The organism is Streptomyces sp. NPDC001220, from assembly GCF_053597895.1.
The window spans coordinates 342050-368638 of the sequence record NZ_JBSFJE010000008.1; the positions used below are offsets into that span (position 1 = coordinate 342050).

Below are 26589 nucleotides of genomic sequence, written 5' to 3' on the forward strand. Positions count from 1 at the left end.
GATCAGCTCAACTCCGAGTCGATGAACCGGAAGATCTCTTCGTCGCTGGCGGTCCCGAGCTGCTCGGTGACCGACTCGCGGCCGCCGTCGGCGCGCGGGGTCAGCCGCCCGACCAGTCCTTGCAGCCGGATCAGCGCCCGCCGCCGGTCGTCCTCGCCGGACACCTCGGCCAGCACTCCGGCCAGCCGGTCGAGTTCCTCGTCGAGGGAACCGACGGCGGTCGCGGCGGGCACCACCAGCTGCCGGCGCAGGTGGTCGGCGAGTCCGGCGGGGGTCGGATGGTCGAACACGGCGCTGGCCGACAGTCGTACGCCGGTGGCCGCGCCGAGTCGGTTGCGCAGGTTGACCGCGGCCAGCGAGTCGAAGCCGAGGTCGGTGAACGGCCGTCCGGTGGGCAGCGCGTCCGGGTCGCCGTGCCCGAGGACGACGGCCACCTCCCGTCGTACCACCTCGACGAGTTCGCGCTGCTGGTCGGCCTCGGGCAGCGCGGCCAGCCGGTCGGCGAGCCGGGACTCGGCGGCGTCCGGTTCACCGGTCACGGTGGTGAGCGCGTCCCGTACCTCGGGCAGGTCGCCCAGCAGCGGGCTGGGCCGGGCGGCGGTGAACGCGGGTGCGAAACCGGCCCAGTCCACGTCGGCGACGGTCACGGTGGTGTCGGCGTGCCGCACCGCGTCGGCCAGCGCGGCGAGCGCCTCCTGCGGGGGCAGCGCCAGCACGCCCCGGCGGCGCAGTTCCTCCCGGCGCCGGGCCTCGGTGCCGGCGTCCGCCGCCCCGAACCCGGCGCCTTCCCACGGGCCCCAGGCGATGGAGGTGGCGGGCAGCCCGCGGGCGTGCCGATGCTGCGCCAGCGCGTCGAGGTAGGCGTTGGCCGCGGCGAAGGCGCCCTGTTCGCTGCCGCCCCAGGTGGCCGCGACGGAGGAGAAGAGCACGAAGGCGTCCAAGTCACCGGTGAGCCGGTGCAGGTTGGCCGCGCCGCGCACCTTCGCGTCGAGGGTGGCGGCGACCTCGGCGAGGTCCGTGCCGGCCAGCGGGCCGGAGCGCAGGGTGCCCGCGGTGTGCACGACGGCGGTCAGCGGGGTGTCCGCCGGGACGGCGGCGAGCAGTCCGGCGAGCGCGGTCCCGTCGGCCGGGTCGCAGGTGCTGACGGTGACCGGGACGCCGAGGTCGTCCGGTGCGGTGACGGCCGGGTCGTCGGTGGTGAGGACCAGCGCCTGTGCGCCGTTGGCGGCCAGCCAGCGGGCCACCGGCAGCCCCATCGGGCCGAGGCCGTCGGTGACCAGCACGGTGCCGGTGGGCTGCCATGGCCGGGCCGGGGTGCGTCCGCCCAGCGGGGCGTGCGCGAGGCGCGGCACCAGCAGCCCGGTGTCGCGTACGGCGGCCTGGTCCTCGGTGCCGGCCAGCAGCGCGGCCAGCCGGTCGAGTCCCCGGCCCGGGTCCTCGGGCAGGTCGACGATGCCGCCGAACAGCTTCGGCTGCTCCAGCGCGAGGGTGCGGCCCAGGCCCCAGAGCATGGCCTGCTCGGGGTGGCGCAGCCGGTCGGCCGGGGTGGCGGCGACCGCGCCGGAGGTGACCAGCCACAGCGCGGTGCCGGTGTCGGCCAGGGCGTGCACCAGGTCGAGGGTGGTGGCCAGTCCGGCGGGTACGGCGGGGTGGTCCGGGTGCGGGCCTTCGGCCAGGCCGAGCAGCGAGACCACCCCGGTGGCCGTGCCGGCCTCGGCCGCGACGGTGTCCTGGTCGACCACGCGGGCCTCGGCCCCGGCACGGCCGAGTGCGGCGGCGCACTCCTCGGCCAGGGCCGGTGTGTCCGGGCCGAGGACCAGCCAGGTGCCGCTCAGTACCACGTCGGTGGCCTCGGCGGGCCGCCAGCCCACGGTGTAGCGCCGGCTGTCGGTGGTGGCGGTCGTCTCCTGGGTGGCGCGCCAGGCGGCCAGTGCGGGCAGGACCTCGGCGAGCGGTTCGGCCGGCACGCCGAGCAGGTCGGCCAGTGCCTTGGGGTCGGCCGGGTCGACGGCCGCCCAGAACGTGCCGTCCGCCGCGTCGGGGCCGGTGTGCTCCGGGGCGGCCAGCCAGTAGCGCTGTCGTTGGAAGGCGTAGGTGGGCAGGTCCGGCGGGGCGGGACGGGTGCCGTCGAAGGCGGCGGCCAGCCGTACCGGGAACCCCGCGACCTGTGCCTCGGCCACGGAGAGCAGGAACCGGTCGAGGCCGCCCTCGTCACGGCGCAGCGAGCCCACGACGGTCGCCTCGTCCAGCGTCTGGTCGATGCCGGGCGTCAGCACGGGGTGCGGGCCGACCTCGACGAAGCCACGGTGACCCTGCTCGGCCAAGGCGCGCACGGCTGCTTCGAAACGAACGGTCTGCCGGAGGTTGCGGTACCAGTACTCCGCGTCCAGCGTGGCCGGGTCGGCCCAGTCGCCGGTGACCGTGGAGAACATCGGCACGTCGGCCGCCCTCGGCCGCACCTCCGCTAGGGCCTCGACCAGTCGTGTCTCGATCCGCTCGACCTGCGGGGAGTGGGAGGCGTAGTCCACCGCGATACGACGGGCACGGGTGCCCCGCGCCTCGCAGTCGGCCAGCAGCCGGTCCAGGGCCGCCGGGTCGCCGGAGACCACCGTGGCGGCGGAGCCGTTGACCGCGGCGACCGTCACGCCCGCGGGCAGCAGGGCGGTCACCTCGTCGGCGGGCAGCGTCACGGAGGCCATCCCGCCGTGTCCGGCCAGTTCCCCGGCGATCAGCCCGCTCCGCACGCAGACCACCAGCGCGGCGTCGCGCAGGGACAGCGCCCCCGCCACACAGGCGGCGGCGATCTCCCCCTGGGAGTGCCCCACCACCGCGTCCGGTTCGACGCCGAACGACCGCCACAGCGCGGCGAGCGACACCATCACCGCGAACGACACCGGCTGTACGACGTCCACCCGCTCCAGGGACGGCTGACCGGCCTCCCCCCGCAGTACACCCGGCAGCGACCAGTCCACGAACTCACCGAGCGCCGAGGCGCATTCGGCCATCCGCTCCGCGAACACCGGTGAGGAGTCCAGCAGTTCCACCGCCATGCCCGCCCACTGCGCCCCCTGCCCCGGGAACACGAACACCGTGCGGCCGGTGGCCCCGGCGGTTCCGGTGGCGATGTGCGCTGCGGTGTCCCCGGCGGCCAGCGCGGTCAGTCCGGTGAGGAGTTCCTCGCGGTCGGCCGCGACCACCACGGCGCGGTGGGTCAGCGCGGAGCGCCCCGTGGTCAGTGCGGCGGCCGACTCGGCGACTCCGGCGTCCGGTTCGGCGGCCAGCCAGGTGCGCAGCCGGCCGGCCTGGGCGCGCAGTGCGGCCTCGGTGTCGCCGGACAGCGGCACCGGCACGGGCCGCCGGGGGGCCGGCTGCGGGGCCGGAACCTCCGGGCCCTGTTCGATGATCACGTGGGCGTTGGTGCCGCTGATCCCGAACGAGGACACCGCCGCCCGCCGCGGCCCCTCCCGTTCCGGCCAGGGCCGTGCCTCGGTGAGCAGCCGTACCGCGCCGGCCGACCAGTCCACGTGCGAGGTCGGTTCGCCGATGTGCAGGGTGCGCGGCAGCACCCCGTGGTGCATCGCCTGGACGACCTTGATCACACCGGCGACGCCGGCGGCGGCCTGGGTGTGCCCGATGTTCGACTTCACCGACCCGAGCCACAGGGGCTGTTCGCGGTCGGCTCCGTAGGTCTCCAGCAGCGCCTGGGCCTCGATGGGGTCGCCCAGGGCGGTGCCGGTACCGTGCGCCTCGACCAGGTCCACGTCCGCGGGGGACAGCCGGGCCGCGGCGAGCGCGGTGCGGATGACCCGTTCCTGGGAAGGGCCGTTGGGGGCGGTGAGCCCGTTGGACGCGCCGTCCTGGTTGACCGCCGAGCCGCGCAGCACACCGAGGACGCGGTGGCCGTTGCGGCGGGCGTCGGAGAGCCGTTCCACCACCAGCAGGCCGACGCCCTCGGACCAGACGGTGCCGTCCGCGTCGGCGGCGAACGCCTTCACCCGGCCGTCGGCGGCCAGTCCGCGCTGCCGGGAGAACTCGATGAAGGTGCCGGGGGTGGACATCACGGTCGCGCCGCCGGCCAGCGCCAGGGAACACTCCCCCGCACGCAGCGCCTGCGCCGCCAGGTGCAGGGTGACCAGCGAGGAGGAGCAGGCGGTGTCGACGGTGACCGCGGGGCCCTGCAGGCCGAAGGTGTAGGCGACCCGGCCGGAGGCGACGCTGCCCGCGGTGCCCGCGCCGAGGTAGCCCTCGACGTCCTGCGGGGTGCTGGGAAGCCGGGTGGCGTAGTCGTGGTACATCACGCCGACGAACACGCCGGTGTCGGTGTCCCGCAGGGACATCGGGTCGATGCCGGTGCGTTCCAGCGCCTCCCAGGAGGTCTCCAGGAGCAGCCGCTGCTGGGGGTCCATGGCGAGGGCCTCGCGCGGGGAGATCCCGAACAGGCCGGCGTCGAACTCGGCCGCGTCGTGCAGGAATCCGCCCTTGGTGAGATAGGTGCGCCCGGCGCGGTCGGGGTCGGGGTCGTAGAGCTGTTCGGTGTGCCAGCCGCGGTCGGTGGGGAACGGCGAGATGCCGTCGCCGTCCGCGGTCACCAGTCGCCACAGGTCCTCCGGGGAGCGCACTCCGCCGGGGTAGCGGCAGGCCATGCCGATGATGGCGATCGGTTCGTCGGCCGGCCCGGTGCGGCGGGGTGCGGTGGGCGCCGGGGCGGCGGCCGCGGTGAGCCTGTGCAGCAGGTAGGCGGCGGTGGCCGCGATGCTCGGGTGGTCGAAGGCGAGGGTGGCGGGCAGCGTGAGGCCGGTGCCGGTGGCCAGCCGGTTGCGCAGTTCCACCGAGGTCAGCGAGTCGAAGCCGAGGTCGGTGAAGGCGCGCCGGTCGCCCAGTTCGGCCGCGTTGGCGTGGCCGAGGGTGGCGGCGACCGCGCTGCGTACGGTGTCGTGCACCAGCCGGCCGCGGGCGGCCTCGTCGAGGCCGGCGAACGCCGCCCGGAGCGCGCCGGTGCCGGTGGCACGGCGGGCCGGGACCCGGACCAGGGCGCGCAGCACCGGGGCCGGCGGGACGGTGCGGGCCTGCTCGCGGAGTGCGGCCAGGTTCAGCCGGACGGGGACGGCCAGGGCGTTCGCGCCGGGTACTGCGGCGTCGAACAGCCGCATGCCCTCGGCCGGTTCGAGCGGCACCACCCCGAGGCGTTCGATGCGCTGCCGGGCGGTGCCGTCCGCCGTGTCGCCCATGCCTCCGGCCCACAGGCCCCAGGCCAGCGAGACGGCGGGCAGGCCGGCCGCGCGGCGGCGGGCGGCGAGGCCGTCCAGGACGGCGTTGGCGGCGGCGTAGTTGCTCTGCCCGGGGCTGCCCAGGATCCCGGCGGCCGAGGAGAACAGCACGAACGCGGCCAGGTCCAGGTCGCGGGTCAGCTCGTCCAGGTGCAGTGCGGCGGCCGCCTTGGGCCGCAGCACCCGGTCGATGCGCTCCGGGGTCTGCGCGGCGAGCATCCCGTCGTCCAGCACACCGGCGGCGTGCACCACGGCGGTCAGCGGGTGCGCGTCGGGGACACCGGCCAGCAGCGCGGCCAGCGCGTCCCGGTCGCCGACGTCGCAGGCCACCACCTGGGCGGTGGCGCCGAGCTCGGCGAGATCGGCGGCCAGTTCGGCGGCGCCCGGGGCGTCGGGGCCACGGCGGCCGGTGAGCAGCAGGTGCCGTACGCCGTGCTCGGCGGCCAGGTGCCGGGCCAGCACCGAGCCGAGGGCGCCGGTGCCGCCGGTGATCAGCACCGTGCCCTCCGGGTGCCATACGGCGGACTCGCCGGCGTCGGCGCGGACCAGCCGGGGCACCCGCAATGCGCCGTCCCGGACGGCCACTTGGGGCTCGCCGGTGGCCAGGGCGACGGGGTCGGGCAGGCTGCCGTCGCTGTCGAGGAGCACGATCCGGCCCGGGTTCTCCGACTGGGCGGAGCGGGCCAGGCCCCAGACGGCGGCGGCGCCCAGGTCGGTGCCGTCGACGGCTCCGGTGGTGCGCAGGGCGAGCGTGGTACCGGCGAACCGTTCCTCGGTCAGGAACGTGCGCAACAGGGCCAGGACGCGGTGGGTGGCGGTGGCGAGGCCGGCCGGGTCGTCCGTGGCGGCGGGCAGCGCGGCGAGCAGCCACTCTCCGGGCTCGGTCACCGCGGTGAGGTCGAGGTCCGCGCCGAGCCGGACGGGCGCGGGGTCCTCGGTGCCGGTGCTCGGTCCGGTCGGTGAGGGGTCCTCCGTGGGGATGGGCACGGGCGTCCAGTCGACCCTGTGCAGTGCCTCGGTCCCGCGGTCCGGGGCGGTCGGTCCCTCGGGTATCGGGCGCAGCGCGAGGCTGTCCACGGTGAGGACCGGGGCGCCGTGGCCGTCGTACGCGGCGATGGCGAAGCCGCCGTCGGCCGGGGTGAGCCGCACCCGCAGCGTGTCGGCGCCGGGCTGCCGCACGGTCACCCCGGTCCAGGCGAACGGCAGGGCGGCCGAGGACGCCTGCGGGTCGGTGGCCAGCGCGTGCAACGCGGCGTCCAGCAGCGCCGGGTGCACCCCGAAGCCGGCGGGCTCGGCCTGCGCGGGCAGGGCCACCTCGGCGTACAGCTCCTCGCCGTGCCGCCAGACCCGGCGCAGGCCCTGGAACACCGGTCCGTAGGCCAGGCCCCGGTCGGCCAGCAGCTCGTACAGCCCGCCGGGCTCGTCCCACTCGGACTCGGCCGGGGGCCACTCGCCCAACGGTGGCGCGCCGTCGTCCGCCGGTTCGACGGTGCCGGAGGCGTGTCGGGTCCACGGCTCGTCGGCGGTGCCGGCCTCGGCCCGCGAGTACAGGTTCACCGTACGGCGGCCCCGCTCGTCGGGCGTGCCGAGCACCAGCTGGAGTGCGACGCCGCCCCGCTCGGGCAGGACCAGTGGTGCCTCCAGGGTGAGTTCGGTGATCCGGCCGCAGCCGACTTCGTCCCCGGCACGGGCGACGAGGTCGACGTACGCGGTGCCGGGCAGCACGATCCGGCCGGCCACCACATGGTCGGCGAGCCAGGGCTGGGCGGTGGTGGAGAGCCGCCCGGTGAACAGCGTCCCGGCCCCGTCCGCGAGCGTGACGGCCGCGCCGAGCAGCGGGTGCCCGATCGTGCCGAGACCGGCCGCGCGGGCGTCGGCGGCCGTCTCACCGGTCATCCAGAACCGGCGGTGCTGGAACGGGTAGGTGGGCAGCGCAACCGGCGCCGGCGCGCGGTCCTCGGTGACCGCGGCCCAGTCGGCGGAGATGCCGTGCACGTGCAGCCGGGTCAACGCGTCCAGCAGCGCCGGGATCTCGTCCCGGCCGTCGCGCAGGGTGGGCAGCACGACCGTCCCGGCGGCGGGCTCGTCGGCAGACCCCGCGGCGCGCTCGTCGGTGGACCCGGCGTCGGACTCGTCGACGGACCCTGCGGCGGGCTCGGTCGCGGTCAGGCAGTCGCGGGTCATGGCGGTCAGCGCGGCGGCCGGGCCGATCTCCATGAACGCGGTGGCCCCCGCCTCGGCCAGGGCGCGTACCGCGGGCAGGAACCGCACGCTGTCCCGGACGTTGGCCACCCAGTGCTCCGGGTCGGTGATCTCCCGCTCGGACAGCGGTGCCCCGGTCACCGTGGACACGACCGGCAGCCGTGGCGCGCTGAACGGGATGCCGGCGACGATCTCCCGGTACTCGGCCAGGATGCCGTCCACGTGCGGTGAGTGCGGGGCCATGCCGACCCGCAACTGCCGGGTACGGCGGCCGCGTTCACGCCAGTGCGCGCCGATCCCGGCGACCGCGTCGGCGTCGCCGGACACCACCACCGCATGCGGGCCGTTGACGGCGGCCAGCCGTACCAGCCCGGCGTACCGGGCCAGCAGCGGGGCGAGTTCGGCCTCGGTGGCCTGGACGGCGACCATCGCGCCGCCCGTCGTGGCCGCCGCCATCAGCCTGCCGCGCGCGGTGACCAACCTGGCGGCGTCCGGGAGGGTGAGCGCCCCGGCGATGTGTGCGGCGACGATCTCACCGACGGAGTGGCCGGCCACCAGGTCCGGGCGCAGCCCCCAGCTCTCCGTGAGCCGGACCAGGGCGACCTCCACGGCGAACAGCGCGGCCTGGGTGAAGTCGGTGCGGTCGAGCAGGGCGGCCTCGGGACTGCCCTCGGCGGCGAACAGCACCTCGCGCAGCGGCCGGGGCAGGTGCCGGTCGAGTTCGGCGCACACCGCGTCGAACGCCTCGGCGTAGGCGGGGAACCCGGCGGCCAGTTCACGGCCGGCCCCGAGGCGCTGGGAGCCCTGGCCGGGGAACAGGAAGGCCAGTTTCCCGGCGTCCGCGGCGAAGCCGGTGACCACGTCGGCGTCGGGGGTGCCGTCGGCGAGGGCGGTCAGCCCGGGGCGGGGATCGGCCGGTCCCGGGTGCCGATCCCCGGCGTGGGGACCGGTCAGCACCGCCGCCCGGTACGGGTGCGCGGCGCGGGTGGTCAGCAGCGAGTGCGCCAACGCGGCCGGTTCGGCATCCGGGTGGTCGCGGAGGTGGGTCAGCAGCCCGGCCGCCTGTGCGCGCAGGGCCGCCCCGGTGCGGGCGGACAGCACGACCGGCAGCGGCAGCGGGGCGCGGGCCGGCGGCCGCGGCGGTGCCTCGGCCGGCGCCTGTTCGACGACGATGTGCGCGTTGGTGCCGCTGACGCCGAACGAGGAGACCGCGGCGCGGCGGGGCCGGCCGGTCTCCGGCCAGGGCCGTGCCTCGGTGAGCAGGGAGACCGCGCCGGAGGCCCAGTCCACGTGCGGACTGGGTGCGCCGACGTGCAGGGTGCGGGGCAGCAGCCCTTCCCGCAGGGCCAGGACCATCTTGATGATCCCGGCGACACCGGAGGCGGCCTGGGTGTGCCCGATGTTGGACTTGACCGACCCGAGCCACAGCGGCTCGCCGTCCCGGCCCTGGCCGTAGGTGGCCAGCAGGGCCTGCGCCTCGATGGGGTCGCCCAGGGTGGTGCCGGTGCCGTGCGCCTCCACCGCGTCGACGTCCCCGGTGGACAGTCCGGCCGTGGCCAGCGCGGCGTGGATCACCCGCTGCTGGGACGGGCCGTTGGGTGCGGTGAGCCCGTTGGAGGCGCCGTCGGAGTTGACCGCGGAGCCGCGCACCACGGCCAGCACCGGGTGCCCGGCGGCGCGGGCGTCGGAGAGCCGCTCCACGAGCAGCATCCCGGCGCCCTCCGACCACGAGGTGCCGTCGGCGTCGGCCGCGAACGACTTGCAGCGGCCGTCGGCGGCCAGGCCGCGCTGCCGGGAGAACTCCACGAACAGCCCGGGGGTGGCCATCACCGTGGCACCGCCGGCCAGCGCCAGGTCGCACTCGCCGCGGCGCAGCGCCTGGGCGGCCAGGTGCAGTGCCACCAGCGAGGACGAGCAGGCGGTGTCCACGGTCAGGGTGGGGCCTTCCAGACCGAACGCGTAGGCGAGCCGGCCGGAGGCGACACTGGCCGCGCTGCCGGTGAGCCGGTAGCCCTCCACGCCCTCGGCGGCGTGGTGCAGCATCGGGCCGTAGTCCTGGCGCATCACGCCCACGTACACCCCGGTCCGGCTGCCGCGCACGGCGGCCGGGTCGATCCCGGCGTGTTCGAAGGTCTCCCAGGAGGTCTCCAGGAGCAGCCGCTGCTGCGGGTCGGTGGCGAGCGCCTCGCGCGGGTTGATGCCGAAGAAGTCGGCGTCGAAGTCGGCGGCGGCGCGCAGGAATCCGCCGTGCCGGGTGTAGGAGGTGCCCGGCCGGTCGGGGTCGGCGTCGAACAGCGAGTCCAGGTCCCAGCCGCGGTCGGCCGGGAACTCGGTGATGCCGTCACCGCCGTCGAGCAGGAACCGCCACAGCTGTTCCGGGGACCGGATCTGCGACGGGAACCGGCAGGCCATGCCGACGATCGCGATGGGCTCGTCGGTGTCGACGCCAGCCCCGGCCGGAGGCGGCGCTGCCTTGTCCTCGGGCGCGTCCTGGCGCAGGTGGCCGGCGACCGCGGCGGGGGTCGGGTAATCGAACACCAGGGTCGCGGGCAGGGCGGTGCCGGTGGCCGCGGTGAGCCGGTTGCGCAGTTCCACCGCGGACAGCGAGTCCACGCCGAGTGCACGGAACTCCGCCTGCGGGTCGACGGAGCCGGCGTCGGCATGGCCGAGGACGGCGGCGGTCTCGGCGCGCACCAGGGTCAGCAGTTCCTCGGCGGTGAGCCGGTCGGACCCGCTGGCCGTAGCGGGCCCGGCCGCCGTGGCGGTACGACGTCGCGGGCCGCGTACCAGGCCGCGCAGCAGGGGTGGCAGCAGCGCCGGGTCGGCGGCGTGCAACCGGACCTTGGCCGGCAGCAGCACCGGTTCGTCGACGGCCAGCGCCGTGTCGAACAGCGCCAGCCCCTCCTCGGCGGAGAGCGCCTGCACTCCGGCGCGGGCCATCCGGGCCAGGCCCGCGGCCGAGAGTTCGCCGGTGATGCCGCTCGGCGGGGCCCAGAGCCCCCAGGCCAGCGACTGGGCGGGCCGGCCGGCAATGCGTCGCCGGCCGGCCAGTGCGTCCAGGCAGGCGTTGGCGGCCGCGTAGTTGGCCTGGCCGGGGCCGCCGAGGGTGCCGGTGGCCGAGGAGAACAGCACGAACGCGGCCAGGTCCAGGTCGCGGGTGAGCTCGTCCAGGTGCAGTGCGGCGGCCACCTTGGGCCGCAGCGTCGCGGCCAGCCGCGCCGGGGTGAGCGCGGTGAACAACCCGTCGTCGGAGACCCCGGACGCGTGCACCACGGCGGTCAGCGGATGTTCGGCCGGTATGCCGGCCAGCAAGGCGGCCAGCGCGTCCCGTTCGGCGGCATCGCAGGCCACCACGCGCACGTCGGCGCCGAGTTCGGTGAGTTCGGCCTCCAGTGCGGGGGCACTGCCACGGCGGCTGGTCAGCAGCAGGTGCCGTACCCCGTGCTCGCGCACCAGATGCCGGGCGACCAGGCCGCCGAGGGTACCGGTGCCGCCGGTGATCAGGACGGTGCCCCGCGGGTCGGGCCGGCGGGGCAGGGTGAGCACCAGTTTGCCGGTGTGCCGGGCCTGGCTGAGGTGCCGGAACGCGTCGACGGCCCGGGAGACCGGCCACACGGACGGCGGCGGTACGGTCAGCGCCCCCGCGGCGAACAGCTCCAGCACCGCGACCAGCAACCGCTGCATCTCCCGCGGCGGCAACTGCATCAGGTCGTACGGCAGATAGTCGATGTCCGGGAAGCCGGCCGGGTCACGCAGGTCGGTCTTGCCCATTTCCAGGAACCGGCCGCCGGGGCGCAGCAGTGCCGCCGAGGCGTCGACGAACTCACCGGACAGCGAGTTCAGTACGACGTCCACCGGCCCGAACCGCGTGGCGAAGCCGGTGTCCCGCGAGGAGGCGATGTGCGCGTCGTCCAGGCCGAGGTCGCGCAGCACCTGCCACTTGCCCTCGCTCGCGGTGCCGTAGACCTCGGCGCCGAGATGCCGTGCCAGTTGTACGGCGGCCATGCCGACACCGCCGGCCGCGGAGTGGATCAGCACCTTCTCCCCGGCCCGCAGCCTGGCGAGTTCGACCAGACCGAGCCGGGCGGTGAGGTGTGCGATCGGCATGGCGGCGGCCTGCTCGAACGTCCAGCCGTCCGGAATCGGGGCCACGGCCGCCCGCTCGGCCACCGCGACCGGGGCGAACGCGTCGCCGAACAGGCCGGTGACCCGAGTACCCGGGGCGAGGTCGGTGACGTCGTCGGCGACCTCGGTGACCACGCCGGCGCCCTCGCCGCCGAGGGCCGCCTCACCGGGGTACATGCCCAGAGCGATGAGCACATCCCGGAAGTTCAGCCCGGCGGCCCGCACGGCGATACGCACCTGGCCAGGCCGCAGGGGGGCCGCCGCGGCGGGGGCGGCCACCAGCGCGAGGTTCTCCAGGGTGCCCGGGCGGGTGACGGCCAGCCGCCAGTGCGGTTCCACGGGCGGCACCAGTTCGGGCCTTACCAGCCGGGGAGCGTGTAACAGGCCGCCGTGCAAAGCGAGTTGGGGCTGACCGGTGGCCGGTACGGCGGGCAGGGCGCGACGGGACCCGGCGGTGTCGTCGAGATCCGCCAGCAAGATCCGCTCGGGCTGTTCGGCCTGCGCGGCACGCAGCAGCCCCCACACCGCCGCACCTCCCGGATCGGCCGGGGCGCCGGCGGGTTCGGTGGCGACCGCGCCGGTGGTGACCACGAGCAGCCGGGCGGGCGCCGCGCTGTCGGCCAGCCAGTCCTGCACCTGCCGCAGCACGGTGGCGGTGACCGTCTCGACGGGCTCCCCCGCCGGGACGGCCAGCACGGTGAGGTCGGCGTCCCCGTCATCCGCGAGGTCGATCCCGGTGGCCCGCAGGTCGGCGGCCAGGGACTCGGGCAGCGCCCCCAGCGCCGACCACCGACCGCCGGCCGGTTCGGCGGGGGCCGGGACGGTGTCCCAGTCCAGCCGGAACAGCGAGTCCCGGGGCACCCGGCTCGCCCCCTCTCCGGCGGCGGCTCGCAGAGTCAGCGACTCCACGGAGGCAACCGGGGCTCCGGCGCCGTCGAACAGGTCCAGCGCGAAGGCGCCCGTACCGGTGGGTGCGAGCCGCGCCCGCGCGGCGGCCGCTCCGGCGGCGTGCAGCCGGACGCCGGACCAGGAGAACGGCAGTCGCGCGGTGCCCGTGTCGTCGGTGAGCGCGAGCGCGTGCAGGGCCGCGTCCAACAGCGCGGGGTGCAGCCCGAAACCCCGGGCCCGGTCGCGGAGTTCGTCGGGCAGGGCGATGTCGGCGAAGAGCACGTCACCGCGCCGCCAGGCCGCGCGCAGCCCTTGGAACGCCGGTCCGTAGCCGAGGCCCCGAGCGGCGAGATCGGCGTAGGCGGCGTCCACGGCCACCGGGGTGGCGTCCGTCGGTGGCCAGTTCTCCTCCGCGGCGAGGGGTTCGTGCGGGCCGACGGCGAGGGTCCCGGTGGCGTGCAGTGTCCACGGCTCGTCCTCGGACGCGTCCTCGGCCAGAGAGTAGATCTCCACGGCGCGACGGCCGGAGTCCTGGGCCTCGCGGACGGTCAGTTGAAGCCGGACCGCACCCGTGTCGGGCAGCACCAGCGGTGCCCTCAGCACGAGTTCCTCGACCCGGTCGCAACCGACACGGTCGGCGGCCTGCACCGCCAGCTCCACGAACGCCGCGCCGGCCAGCACGATCGCACCGTTGACACGGTGGTCGGCCAGCCAGGGCTGGGACACGACCGAGAGCCGGCCGGTGAGCAGATACGCGTCCGACCCGGCCAGCGCGGTGGCCGCACCGAGCAGCGGGTTACCGGCCGGGAGCAGTCCCGAGGCGGCGAGGTTGCCTCCGGGAGCCGACTCCAGCCAGTAGCGACGGCGTTGGAAGGCGTAGGTGGGCAGCTCGACCCGGGCCGCGGCCGGCAGGTACGACGCCCAGTCGACACCACCGCCATGCATGTGGAACCGGGCCAACCCGGTCGCCACCGAACGGACTTCGGGCTGGTCGCGACGCAGCAACGGCACGAACACCGCCGTCGCGTCCACCGGCAGACAATCCGGTCCTACGGCCGTCAACGCGGCATCGGGACCGACCTCCACGAACCTCGACACACCCTGCTCATGCAGGTGAGCAACCGCATCGGCGAACCGGACCGTGTCGCGGACATTACGCACCCAGTAATCGGCATCCACGGGAGCGGCCTGGAGATCCACCGTGGACACGAAAGGGATGCCCGGAGAGGCGAAGACGACCTCGGCGATCGCCTCACTGAACCGCTCCAACACCGGCTCCATCAACGGCGAATGAAACGCATGACTCACCCGCAGTCGCGTATTCCGCCAGCCCCGCTCCCCCGCCGCCTCCGCGACCGCCGCCACCGCCGACTCGACACCGGACACGACGACCGAGCGGACGCCATTGACCGCCGCGATACCGACCTGGCCGGACAGAACCTCCGCGACCTCCGCCTCCGTGGCATTGACCGCGAGCATCGCGCCACCGGACGGCAACTCCTGCATCAACCCGGCACGCGCACACACCAAAGTGACCGCATCATCCAGCGACAACACCCCCGCCACATGAGCAGCCGCCACCTCACCCACCGAATGCCCCACCACGAAGTCCGGCACCACACCGAACGACTCGAGAAGCCGGAACAACGCGACCTCGACCGCGAACAGACCACACTGCGCGAACAACGTCTCATCCAGCTCCGCGCCACCGTCGAGAATCACCTCCCGCACCGGCCGCCCCAACACCGACTCCAACCGCCCACAGACATCCGCGAACGACTCCGCGAACACCGGATAACGGTCGACGAGCTCCCGCCCCATACCCGACCACTGAGACCCCTGCCCCGAGAACAGGAACCCGGTGCCGCCCCCGTGTCCGGCGACACCGGAAACGGTCCCGTCGGCCAACTCCGTGAGCCCGGCGAGCAGTTCCTCTCGGTTCGCGGCCACCACCGCACCGCGATGCTCCAGAGCGGCCCGGGACAGCGCCGCCGCACGCGCCACCTCCGCGACACCGGCACCCGGCTCGGCGAGCAGGTACGCACGCAACCGAGCCGCCTGCCCCCGCAACGCCTCGGCACTCCGCCCGGACACCAGCACCGGCACCGGCAACACCGGTTCCGAAACAGCTGCCGGCTCGACGGCCGGCGCCTGCTCGATGATCACGTGCGCGTTGGTCCCGCTCACCCCGAACGCCGACACCGCCGCCCGACGGACCTCGGTCTCCGGCCAGGGCCGTGATGCGGCGAGGAGTTCCAGCGGGCCGCCGGCCCAGTCGACGTGCGGGGTCGGGGTGTCGACGTGCAGGGTGCGGGGCAGCACCCCGTGGCGTATCGCCTCGACCACCTTGATCACGCCGGCGACGCCCGCGGCGGCCTGCGTGTGCCCGATGTTCGACTTCACCGACCCCAGCCACAACGGCCGCTCTCGATCGGCGCCGTAGACGCCGTGCAGGGCCTGTGCCTCCACCGGGTCGCCCAGCGAGGTGCCGGTGCCGTGCGCCTCCACCGCGTCGACGTCCCCCGGGGACAGTGCCGCGTTGGTCAACGCCTCGACGATGACCCGGCGCTGTGCCTGGCCGTTGGGGGCGGTTAGCCCGTTGGACGCACCGTCCTGGTTGACGGCGGAGCCTCGGATGACGGCGAGGACCGGATGGTTGTTGCGCTGTGCGTCGGAAAGCCGCTCCAGCAGCAGCATGCCGGCGCCCTCGGACCAGCCGGTGCCGTCGGCGTCTGCGGAGAACGCCTTGCACCGGCCGTCACCGGCGAGTCCGCCGAGCCGGTCGAACTCCACGTAGGTGCCGGGGGTGGACATGATGGTCACGCCGCCGGCCAGGGCAAGGGTCGTCTCTCCCGAGCGCAGCGACTGCACCGCCAGGTGCAGGGTGACCAGGGAGGAGGAGCAGGCGGTGTCCACGGTGACGGCGGGGCCTTCGAATCCGAAGGTGTAGGCGACCCGGCCGGTGGCGATGCTGGCGGCGTTCCCGTTGCCGATGAAACCTTCCAGTTCCTCGGGCACGTTGTCCATCAGTGTCGCGTAGTCGTGGTACATCACGCCGGCGAAGACACCGGTGCGGCTGCCGCGTGCGGTGAGCGGGTCGATCCCGGCGCGTTCGAACGCCTCCCAGGAGGTCTCCAGGAGCAGCCGTTGCTGCGGGTCCATGGCGAGCGCCTCGCGCGGCGAGATCCCGAAGAACCCGGGGTCGAAGTCGCCGGCGTCGGCGACGAACCCGCCGAGCCCGACCGGCAGTCCGGCCAGGTCCCAGCCTCGGTCGGCGGGGAACCCGGAGATCCCGTCCCGCCCGGCGGCCAGCATCTCCCACAGCTGCTCGGGGGTGCCGACGCCACCGGGGTAGCGGCAGGCCATGCCGACGATCGCGATGGGCTCGCGCCGGGCCTGTTCGATCTCGGCGAGCCTGCGCTGCGCACTCTGCGCCTCGCTCAGCGCACGCCGGAGATAGTCCCGGAGCTTGTCCTCGTTAGCCACGCGGTTCCCTTCCTCACCCTTGGTCGGCGCCGAGGCCGTCGACGAGGCCGAACAGTTCGTCGTCGGAGGCCGACGACAGGTCGTGCTCCGGTGCGGCGCCGGACTGCTCCTCGCCGCCGTACTTGGCGAGCAGCGCGGTGAGCCGCATGCGCAGCCTCGCCTGGTCCACGGCGCCGGGATCGGCACCGGCCAGTGCTTCTTCGAGCTGGTCGAGTCCGGCGAGCGGCGAGCCGGTCTCTGCGCCGTCGGCCGCGGGCATGGAGGTGTGCAGGTGTGCGGCCAGTGCGACCGGGGTGGCGTACTCGAAGACCACCGCGGCGGGCAGCCGGATGCCGGTGGTCCCGGACAGCCGGTTGCGCAGTTCCACGGCGGCCAGCGAGTCGACGCCGAGTTCGGCGAAGGTGCGGTGCTCGGCCACGGCGGCCGGTGAGTCGTAGGCCAGCACCCTGGCCGCTTCGGCGCGGACCAGCTCCAGGAGCGCCTTCTCCCGGTCGGGTCCGGACAACGTGGCCAGCGCGGCGGCCGGTGCGGAGCGAGCGTCGGCGGCCGTTGCGGCGGTCGTGGTGGACGGCTCCCGGACCAGGCCGCGCAGGACCGCCGGGACCGGGCCGCCTGTCCGCAGGGCCGTGCGGTCCAGGCGCATCGGGGCGAGTACCGGTTCGTCGACGGCTCGCGCGAGGTCGAACAGTTCGAGCGCCTCGGCGCTGGTCAGCGGCCGCAGCCCGGCGCGGGCGATACGGGCCAGGTCGGCATCGGACAGTTCGCCGGTGATGCCGCTGCGCTGCTCCCACAGCCCCCAGGCCAGTGAGGTGGCCGGCAGCCCGGCGGTGTGCCTGGCCCTGGCCAGCGCGTCCAGTGCGGCGTTGGCCGCCGAGTAGGCGCTCTGCCCGGCGGCGCCGAGCACCCCGGCGGCGGAGGAGAACAGCACGAAGTCGGTCAGCTCACGGTCGCGGGTCAGCTCGTCGAGCCAGCGGGCGCCCAGCACCTTCGGCGCCAGCACCGCCGCCAGCCGCTCCTCGGTGAGCCCGGTGACCAGCCCGTCGTCCACCACCCCGGCGGCATGCACCACCGCCGTCACCGGATGCTCGGCCAGCAACGCGGCCACCGCCTCCCGCTCGGCCACGTCACAGGCCACCACCGCCACCTTCGCGCCCAGTTCCCGGAGTTCGGCGGCGAGTTCGGCCGCGCCCGGGGTGTCCGGTCCCCGGCGGCCGGTGAGCACCAGCTCACGCACTCCGCGGTCGCCGGCCAGATGACGGGCGAGGGCCGCACCGAGTGCGCCCAGCCCCCCGGTGATCAGGACCGGGCCGCGCGGATCCCATGAGGAGCCGTCCCGGTCGGTGATCCTGGACAGCGGGACATGGGACAGCCGTGGCACGAACACCGTGCCGCCGCGCACCACCAGTTGCCCGCCGGGCACGTTCCACGCGGCAGCGGGAATCCCGGCGCCGTCGGGGGCCGCGCTGACGTCGGGGGCCGCGCTGACGTCGGGGGCCGCACTGGCGTCGGGGGCCGCACTGCCGTCGGGGGCCGCGGTGACCGAGGAGCCGTCGGTGGCCACGCTGATATCGGTGCCCGCGGTGGCCGAAGAGCCGTCGGCGGCCACGCTGATATCGGTGCCCGCGGTGGCCGAAGAGCCGTCGGCGGCCGCGCTGATATCGGTGCCCGCGGTGGCCGAGGAGCTGTCGGTGGCCGCCCTCCCGTCGGTGCACGTGACGGCCGCGCCGCCGTCGGTGCCCGGCTTGGCCGCGCTGCGGTCTGCCCCGCCGGCGTCCTCGGAGTCGGCCAGCAGGAACCGGTCCGGGTGCTCCTGCTGCACCGACCGCAGCAGCCCCCAGACCGCGGCGGCGGCCGGATCGGTGCGGGCGTTCCGGGTCCGCAGCGCCAGCCGGCTGCCGGCGAATCGGTCCTCGGCCAGCCAGGTACGCACCGCGCCCAGCGCCCGGCCGGCCGCGGCCACCGGATCGGCCTCGGTCCCGACCGCGAGCACCACCACCTCGGGCGGTTCGCCGTCGGGCAGTTCGGCCAGCTCGGTGCAGTCCAGCACGGTCGGCTCCGGGCCGCCGAGCAGGGCGGCGGGCACCAGTTCCTCGGCGTACAGCGATTCATGGTGGCCGAGTTGTTCGGCCGAGATCGGCCGGACCGCGAGGGACTCGACGACCCCGACCGGGGCGCCCGACGCGTCGGCCAGTTCGATCCGGGCCGCCTCGGCGGCGACCGGGGAGATCCGCACCCGTAGCGCGGACGCTCCGGTGCGGCGCAGCGCGATCCCGTTCCAGGCGAAAGGCAGCAAGGTACGGTCGCCGTCGTCCTCGTGCAGGTAGCGCAAGGCGTGCAGCGATGCGTCCAGCAGAGCCGGGTGCAGCCCGTACCGGCCGGCGTCGGTCAGATCGGGCAGCTCGATTTCGGCGAGGATCTCGTCGCCGCTCCGCCAGGCCGCGCGCAGGCCCTGGAACGCCGGGCCGTACTCCAGCCCGGTGGCGGCGAACTCGGCGTAGGCCGAACCGACGTCCAGCGCGACGGCGTCCGGCGGCGGCCAGGCAGCCGGCGCCTCCTGAGGCTCTGCCGACACCGGGCCGAGTACGGCACGGGCGTAGCAGGTCCACGGGGTGCCGTCCTCGGCCGGGCGGGCGTGCACGGTCAGCGGCCGCTCTCCCGCCGCGTCCCGCGCACCGACCCTCATCTGCACCTCGACCCCACCGTCCTCGGGCAGCACCAGCGGTGCCTGGAGGGTGAGTTCGGCGACCTCGCCGGCGCCGGTCTCCGTGGCGGCGTGCAGGGCCAGTTCGGCGAACACACTGCCGGGCACGACGGTCGCCCCGAGCACGGTGTGCTCCCCCAGCCAGGGCTGTGCCCGGGTGGCCAGCCGCCCGGACAGCAGGAAGCCGTCCTCCTCGGCGAACTCCACGGCCGCGTCCAGCAGCGGATACCCGCTCCGGTGCGGCGGTTCGGCACTCTCCAGCCAGTAGCGGCGGTGCTGGAAGGCGTAGGTGGGCAGCTCGACCCGGGCCGCGGCCGGCAGGTAGGACGCCCAGTCGACACCACCGCCATGCATGTGGAACCGGGCCAACCCGGCCGCCACGGAACGGACTTCGGGCTGGTCGCGACGCAGCAACGGCACGAACACCGCCGTCGCGTCGGCCGGCAGACAGTCCGGTCCTACGGCCGTCAACGCGGCGTCCGGACCGACCTCCACGAACCTCGCCACACCCTGCCCATGCAGGTGAGCAACCGCATCGGCGAACCGGACCGTGTCGCGGACATTACGCACCCAGTAATCGGCATCCACGGGAGCGGCCTGGAGATCCACCGTGGACACGAAGGGGATACCCGGAGAGGTGAAGACGACCTCGGCGATCGCCTCACGGAACCGCTCCAACACCGGCTCCATCAAAGGTGAATGGAACGCATGACTCACCCGCAGTCGGGTGTGCCGCCAGCCCCGCTCCCCCGCCGCCTCCGCGACCGCCGCCACCGCCGACTCGACACCGGAAACCACCACAGAACGAACCCCGTTGACCGCCGCGATCCCGACCTCACCGGACAGAACCTCCGCGACCTCCGCCTCCGTGGCATTGACCGCAAGCATCGCCCCACCCGCCGGCAACTCCTGCATCAACCCGGCACGCGCACACACCAAAGTGACCGCATCATCCAGCGACAACACCCCCGCCACATGAGCAGCCGCCACCTCACCCACCGAATGCCCCACCACGAAGTCCGGCACCACACCGAACGACTCCAACAGCCGGAACAACGCGACCTCGACCGCGAACAGACCACACTGCGCGAACAACGTCCCATCCAGCTCCCCGCCACCGTCGAGAATCACCTCCCGCACCGGCCGCCCCAACACCGACTCCAACCGCCCACAGACATCCGCGAACGACTCCGCGAACACCGGATAACGGTCGACGAGCTCCCGCCCCATACCCGACCACTGCGACCCCTGCCCCGAGAACAAGAACCCCGTAAGCCCACCCCGGTCAGCCAAGGCACCACCATCACCCGCCAACTCGGCTAGTCCAGTGAGCAGTTCCTCTCGGTTCGCGGCCACCACCGCACCGCGATGCTCCAGAGCGGCCCGGGACAGCGCCGCCGCACGCGCCACCTCCGCGACACCGGCGTCCGGTTCGGCGAGCAGGTACGCACGCAACCGAGCCGCCTGCCCCCGCAACGCCTCAGCACTCCGCCCGGACACCAGCACCGGCACCGGCAACACCGGTGCCGGAACAGCTGCCGGCTCGACGGCCGGCGCCTGCTCGACGATCACGTGCGCGTTGGTCCCGCTCACCCCGAACGCCGACACCGCCGCCCGCCGGACCTCGGTCTCCGGCCAGGGCCGTGATGCGGCGAGGAGTTCCAGCGGGCCGCCGGCCCAGTCGACGTGCGGGGTCGGGGTGTCGATGTGCAGGGTGCGGGGCAGCCGCCCGTGTCGCATGGCCTGTACGACCTTGATCACGCCGGCGACGCCCGCGGCGGCCTGCGTGTGCCCGATGTTCGACTTCACCGACCCCAGCCACAACGGCCGCTCTCGATCGGCGCCGTACGTGCCCAGCAGGGCCTGTGCCTCGATCGGGTCGCCGAGCGTGGTGCCGGTGCCGTGCGCCTCCACCACGTCCACGTCCGAGGGGGACAGTCCCGCCGCCCCCAGCGCGGCGCGGATGACGCGCTCCTGCGAGGGGCCGTTGGGAGCGGTGAGCCCGTTGGACGCGCCGTCCTGGTTCACCGCCGAACCGCGCACCACCGCCAAAACCTCGTGACCGTTGGCCCGCGCGTCGGACAGCCGCTCCAGCACCAGCATGCCGACACCCTCGGACCAACCGGTGCCGTCGGCGTCGGCGGAGAAGGACTTGCACCGGCCGTCGGCGGCCAGGCCGCGCTGCCGGTCGAACTCACGGAACGGGGTCGGGCTGGACATCACCGTCACTCCGCCGGCGAGCGCCAGGGTGGACTCGCCGGAGCGCAGCGACTGGGCGGCCAGGTGCAGGGCCACCAGTGAGGACGAGCAGGCGGTGTCCACGGTGACCGCGGGGCCGGTGAACCCGAAGGAGTAGGCGACCCGGCCGGTGGCGATGCTGCCCAGATTGCCGTTGCCCAGGTAGCCCTCCAGTTCCTCGGGCACATGGGCCAGCCTGGTCGCGTAGTCCTGGTACATCAGCCCGGCGAACACCCCGGTACGGCTGCCCCGGACGCCCGTCGGGTCAATTCCGGCGCGTTCCAGCGCCTCCCAGGTCAGCTCCAGCAGCAACCGCTGCTGCGGGTCCATCGCCAGTGCCTCGCGCGGGGAGATGCCGAAGAGCCCGGGGTCGAAGTCGGCGACGCCGGTGAGGAATCCGCCCAGTCCGACCGGTAGTGCGCCGAGGTCCCAGCCGCGATCGGCGGGGAAGGAGGAGATGCCGTCCCGGCCCGCGGCGACCAGATCCCAGAGCTGCTCGGGCGTGCCGACCCCGCCGGGGTAGCGGCACGCCATGCCCACGATCGCGATCGGTTCGTCGGCGGCGGCCGCGACCGCGGGCGCGGCGGGTTCCGGTCCGGTCCGGAGGTCGCCGGCCTCGGCGAGGACGAATCCGGCCAGCGCGGCCGGGGTGGGATGGTCGAACACCAGGGTGGTGGGCAGCCGGAGTCCGGTGGCGGTGCCGAGGCGGTTGCGCAGTTCCAGCGCGGTCAGCGAGTCGACACCGAGGTCGGCGAAGGACTGCTCGGCGCCGACCTGTTCGGCCCCGGCCAGGTCCAGCACCCCGGCGGCCTGCGTGCGCACCAGGTCCAGGGCGGCACGACGGCGCTCCGGTACGGGCAGCGCCCGCAGCCGGTCGGCCCAGCCGGACTGCTGCCGGGTACGGCGACGGCCGCGGACCAGGCCGGCGAACACCTCCGGCAACGGGTCGAGCCGGTGGAGAGCCGTGGTGTCCAGCCGCATCGGCAGGACGGCCGCCTCGCCGAGCCCCACGGCGGCGTCCAGGAGTGCCAGGGCTTCCGCGGTGGGCAGGGCGGAGATGCCACTGCGGGCGATACGGGCCCGGTCGGCCTCGGAAAGCTCGCCGGTGATGCCACTGCGCTGTTCCCACAGTCCCCAGCCCAGCGAGGTGGCCGGCAGCCCGTCGGCGCGGCGCTGCCGGGCCAGCGCGTCCAGGTGGGCGTTGGCGGCCGAGTACGCTGCCTGTCCGGCGTTGCCGAGGGTCGCGGAGGCGGAGGAGAACAGTACGAACCGGGTGAGGTCCCGGTCGCGGGTCAGTTCGTCCAGCCACCGCGCGCCCAGGACCTTCGGCGCCAGGACCGCCCGCAGCCGCTCCTCGGTGAGCCCGGTGACCAGACCGTCATCCACCACCCCGGCCGCGTGCACCACGGCTGTCACCGGATGCTCGGCCAGCAACGCGGCCACCGCCTCCCGCTCGGCCACATCACACGCCACCACGGCGACCTCGGCGCCCAACTCACCGAGCTCGGCGGCCAGTTCCCGCATACCGGGCGCGTCGCCACCCCGCCGGGAAGCGAGCACCACACCCCGCACCCCGTGGCGCTCCACCACATGCCGTGCCACCAAGCCCCCGAGGGTCCCACTCGCCCCGGTGACCAACACGACGTCCTCCGCCGACCAGGGAAGAGCGTCCCCGGCCGTCTCCGTCACCCGCGCCAGCCGAGGCACGAACACCTGCCCCGCCCGCAGGGCCAGTTGGGGTTCGTCGGCGGCCAGTGCCGCGGTCAGCTCCGTGTCCGTGACAGTGGGGTCGTTCGTGTCCAGCAGCACGAACCGGTCGGGCCACTCGATCTGCGCCGAGCGCACCAGCCCCCACACCGCCGCGCCGGCCGGGTCCGGCACCTCGTCGGCGGTGACCGCGACGGCACCACGGGTGACCAGGACCAGCCGGGCGCCCGGCGCGGACTCCTCGCTCAGCCGGCCGCGCAGCTGGTCCAGTACGGCGGCGGTGCGCTCGGCCACGGGCATGTCCTCGACCCGGAACAGCACATCGGCGCCGGCAGGACGGGGGCGTCCGGTGCGGGCGGGCGTCCAGTCCAGCCGGTACACCGAGTCCCACCGCGCGGGCGCACGCAGTTCGCCGGTGAGGGCACGCAGCACCACGTGCTCGACGGTGCCGACCGGGGCGCCGCTGCCGTCGGCCAGGTCCAACCGGACCGTGTCCGCCCCGACGACGGTGAGCCGAACCCGCAGCGCCGTCGCGCCCGTGTCGTACCAGCGGACCCCTCGGAAGGCGAAGGGCAGCCGCAGGCCGTGGTCACCGCGCAGGGCGAGGGCGTGCAGTGCCGCGTCGAGCAGCGCCGGATGCAGCCCGAACTCGGCCGCTCGGACGTGCTGTTGGTCAGGAAGGGAGATCTCGGCGAAGATCTCGTCGCCGCGCCGCCAGGCCGCGCGCAGCCCCTGGAACGCCGGGCCGTAGCCGAGGCCGGTGGCGGCGAGCCGGGGATAGAACCCGTCCAGGTCGACCGGCTCGGCATCGGCCGGGGGCCACTGCACGAGATCCGCACCACCGCCGTCGTCGTCGCTCTCGGAGAGCACACCAGTGGCGTGCCGGGTCCAGGGCGCTGTGGAGCCCTCCGGCCGGGAGTGCACCTCGATGTTGCGGCTGCCGGCGTCGTCGGGTTCTCCGACGACGACCCGCAGGGCGACGCCGCCCTCGGCGGACAGGACGAGCGGCACCTCCAGGGTCAGCTCGTCCAACTGGTCGTCACCGAGCAGTTCGGCGGCGTGCCGGGCGAGTTCGACGAACGCGGTGCCGGGCAGCAGCACCGTACCGGTGACCTGGTGGCCGGCCAGCCAGGGCTGGGCCCGCACGCTCAACCGCCCGGTCAGGACGGTGTCGATGGCACCGGGCAGGGCGACCAGCGCGCCGAGCAGCGGATGCCCGGCGGGCAGCGCACCGAGCGCGGCCGGGTCTGCCGACTCGGCGTTCTCCAGCCAGTAGCGTCGGTGCTGGAAGGCGTAGGTGGGCAGGTCGACCCGGGCCGCGGTGGGCAGATAGCGGGTCCACTCGATTTCGCCGCCATGCGCGTGGAAGCGGGCCAGCCCGGTGGGCAGGGTCACCGATTCCGGCTGGTCGCGACGCAGCAACGGCACGAACACCGCCGTCGCGTCCGCCGGCAGACAATCCGGTCCTACGGCAGTCAACGCGGCGTCCGGACCGACCTCAACGAACCTCGCCACACCCTGCCCATGCAGGTGAGCAACCGCATCGGCGAACCGGACCGTGTCGCGGACATTACGCACCCAGTAATCGGCATCCACCGGTGCCGTACCGACATCCACCGTGGATACGAAAGGGATGCCCGGAGAGGCGAAGACGACCTCGGCGATCGCCTCACGGAACCGCTCCAACACCGGCTCCATCAACGGCGAATGAAACGCATGACTCACCCGCAGTCGCGTATTCCGCCAGCCCCGCTCCCCCGCCGCCTCCGCGACCGTCGCCACCGCCGACTCGACACCGGACACGACGACCGAGCGGACGCCATTGACCGCCGCGATACCGACCTCACCGGACAGAACCTCCGCGACCTCCGCCTCCGTGGCGTTGACCGCGAGCATCGCCCCACCCGCCGGCAACTCCTGCATCAACCCGGCACGCGCACACACCAGAGTGACCGCGTCGTCCAGCGACAACACCCCCGCCACATGAGCAGCCGCCACCTCACCCACCGAATGCCCCACCACGAAGTCCGGCACCACACCGAACGATTCGAGAAGCCGGAACAACGCGACCTCGACCGCGAACAGACCACACTGCGCGAACAACGTCCCATCCAGCTCCGCGCCACCGTCGAGAATCACCTCCCGCACCGGCCGCCCCAACACCGACTCCAACCGCCCACAGACATCCGCGAACGACTCCGCGAACACCGGATAACGGTCGACGAGCTCCCGCCCCATACCCGACCACTGAGACCCCTGCCCCGAGAACAGGAACCCCGTAAGCCCACCCCGGTCAGCCACCGCGCTGACCGCGCCCGGCTCGCCATCCGCCAACTCTGCGAGTCCGGCGAGCAGTTCCTCCCGGTCCGTGGCCACCACCGCACCGCGATGCTCCAGGGCGGCCCGGGTGGTGGCGGTGGCGAACGCCATTCGGGCGACGGTCAGTTCGGGGTCGGCCGCGACGAACTCGCGCAGTCGCGCGGCCTGGTCGGCCAGGCCGGTCGCGCCACGGCCGGAGAGCACCACCGGCACCGGGAGGGAGAGCACCGGCTGCGGGGCCGTCGCCTGCTCCGCGCCGTCCGGCTCGGGAGCCTCCTCCAGGATGACGTGGGCGTTGGTGCCGCTGATGCCGAAGGAGGACACCGCCGCGCGGCGCGGCCGTTCCCCGCGTGGCCAGGGCACCGCCTCGGTGGCCAGCGAGAGGGTGCCGGAGGACCAGTCGATGTGCCGGGACGGGGTGTCCGCGTGCAGGGTCTTCGGCACGCTCTCGTGGCGCAGTGCGAGCACGGACTTGATCACCCCGGCCACCCCGGCGGCGGCGAGGGTGTGCCCGATGTTGGACTTCACCGTGCCGAGGAGCAGCGGCCGTTCACGGTCGGCGCCGTAGGCGGCCTGCAGGGCCTGTGCCTCGATGGGGTCGCCCAGGGAGGTGCCGGTGCCGTGCGCCTCCACCACGTCGACGTCGGCGGGGTTCAGCCCGGCGGCGTCCAGGGCGGCTCGGATGACGCGCTGCTGCGAGGGACCGTTGGGTGCGGTGAGCCCGTTGGACGCGCCGTCCTGGTTCACCGCCGAACCGCGCAGTACCGCCAGCACCTCGTGGCCGTTGGCGCGCGCGTCGGACAGCCGCTCCAGGACCAGCATGCCGACGCCCTCGGCCATGCCCATGCCGTCGGCCGCGGCGGAGAACGCCTTGCAACGGCCGTCGGCGGCCAGCACCCGCTGGCGGCTGAACTCGATGAGCGGTCCCGGTCCGGCCAGTACGGTCACGCCGCCGGACAGGGCCAGCGTGGACTCTCCGTTGCGCAGCGACTGCACGGCCAGGTGCAGGGTGACCAGGGAGGTCGAGCAGGCGGTGTCGAGGGTGATGGCCGGGCCCTCGACGCCGAGAGTGTAGGAGATCCGGCCGGAGAGCACGCTGGGCACCACGCCGGTGACCAGGTGTCCCTCGACGCTCGCGGGGGCGTGGGCCAGGCCGGTGCCGTACTCCTGGTAGTTCTGGCCGACGAACACTCCGGTGCGGGTGCCGCGCAGCGCGGTGGGGTCGATGCCGGCCCGTTCCAGTGCCTCCCAGGAGGTCTCCAGGAGCAGCCGCTGCTGCGGGTCCATGGCCAGCGCCTCGCGCGGCGAGATCCCGAAGAAGCCCGCGTCGAACGCGCCGGGGTCGTCCAGGAAGCCGCCGCGCCGTACGTAGCTGTGGCCGGAGCGCTCCGGGTCGGGGTCGTAGAGGCCGTCGACGTCCCAGCCGCGGTCGGTGGGCAGTTCGCCGGTGACGTCCCGCCCCTCGGACAGCACCCGCCACAGGTCTTCCGGGGAGCGGACCCCGCCGGGGTAGCGGCAGGCCATGCCGACGACGGCGATGGGTTCGGTGCGGGACTGTTCGACGTCCTGCAGACGGCGGTTGGCCTTGCGCAGGTCGACCATGACCCGGTTCAGGTAGCCGCGCAGCTTCTCTTCCTCGGACATGTGCAACCCCCT

Annotated in this window: 2 protein-coding genes; both read right to left on the reverse strand. The window is 74.5% G+C overall.

Translation table 11 applies throughout. The features are described 5' to 3' along the window. Positions 1-2: 2 nt before the first annotated feature. Positions 3-15968, reverse strand: a complete 15966-nt coding sequence (locus ACWDGI_RS21560; protein ID WP_450761269.1) for a type I polyketide synthase — start codon at positions 15966-15968, stop codon at positions 3-5. 13 nt (positions 15969-15981) lie between these two features. Continuing rightward, positions 15982-26583 (reverse strand): SDR family NAD(P)-dependent oxidoreductase, encoded by a 10602-nt coding sequence (locus ACWDGI_RS21565; protein ID WP_450761271.1) that lies wholly within the window; start codon positions 26581-26583, stop codon positions 15982-15984. Positions 26584-26589: the final 6 nt, after the last annotated feature.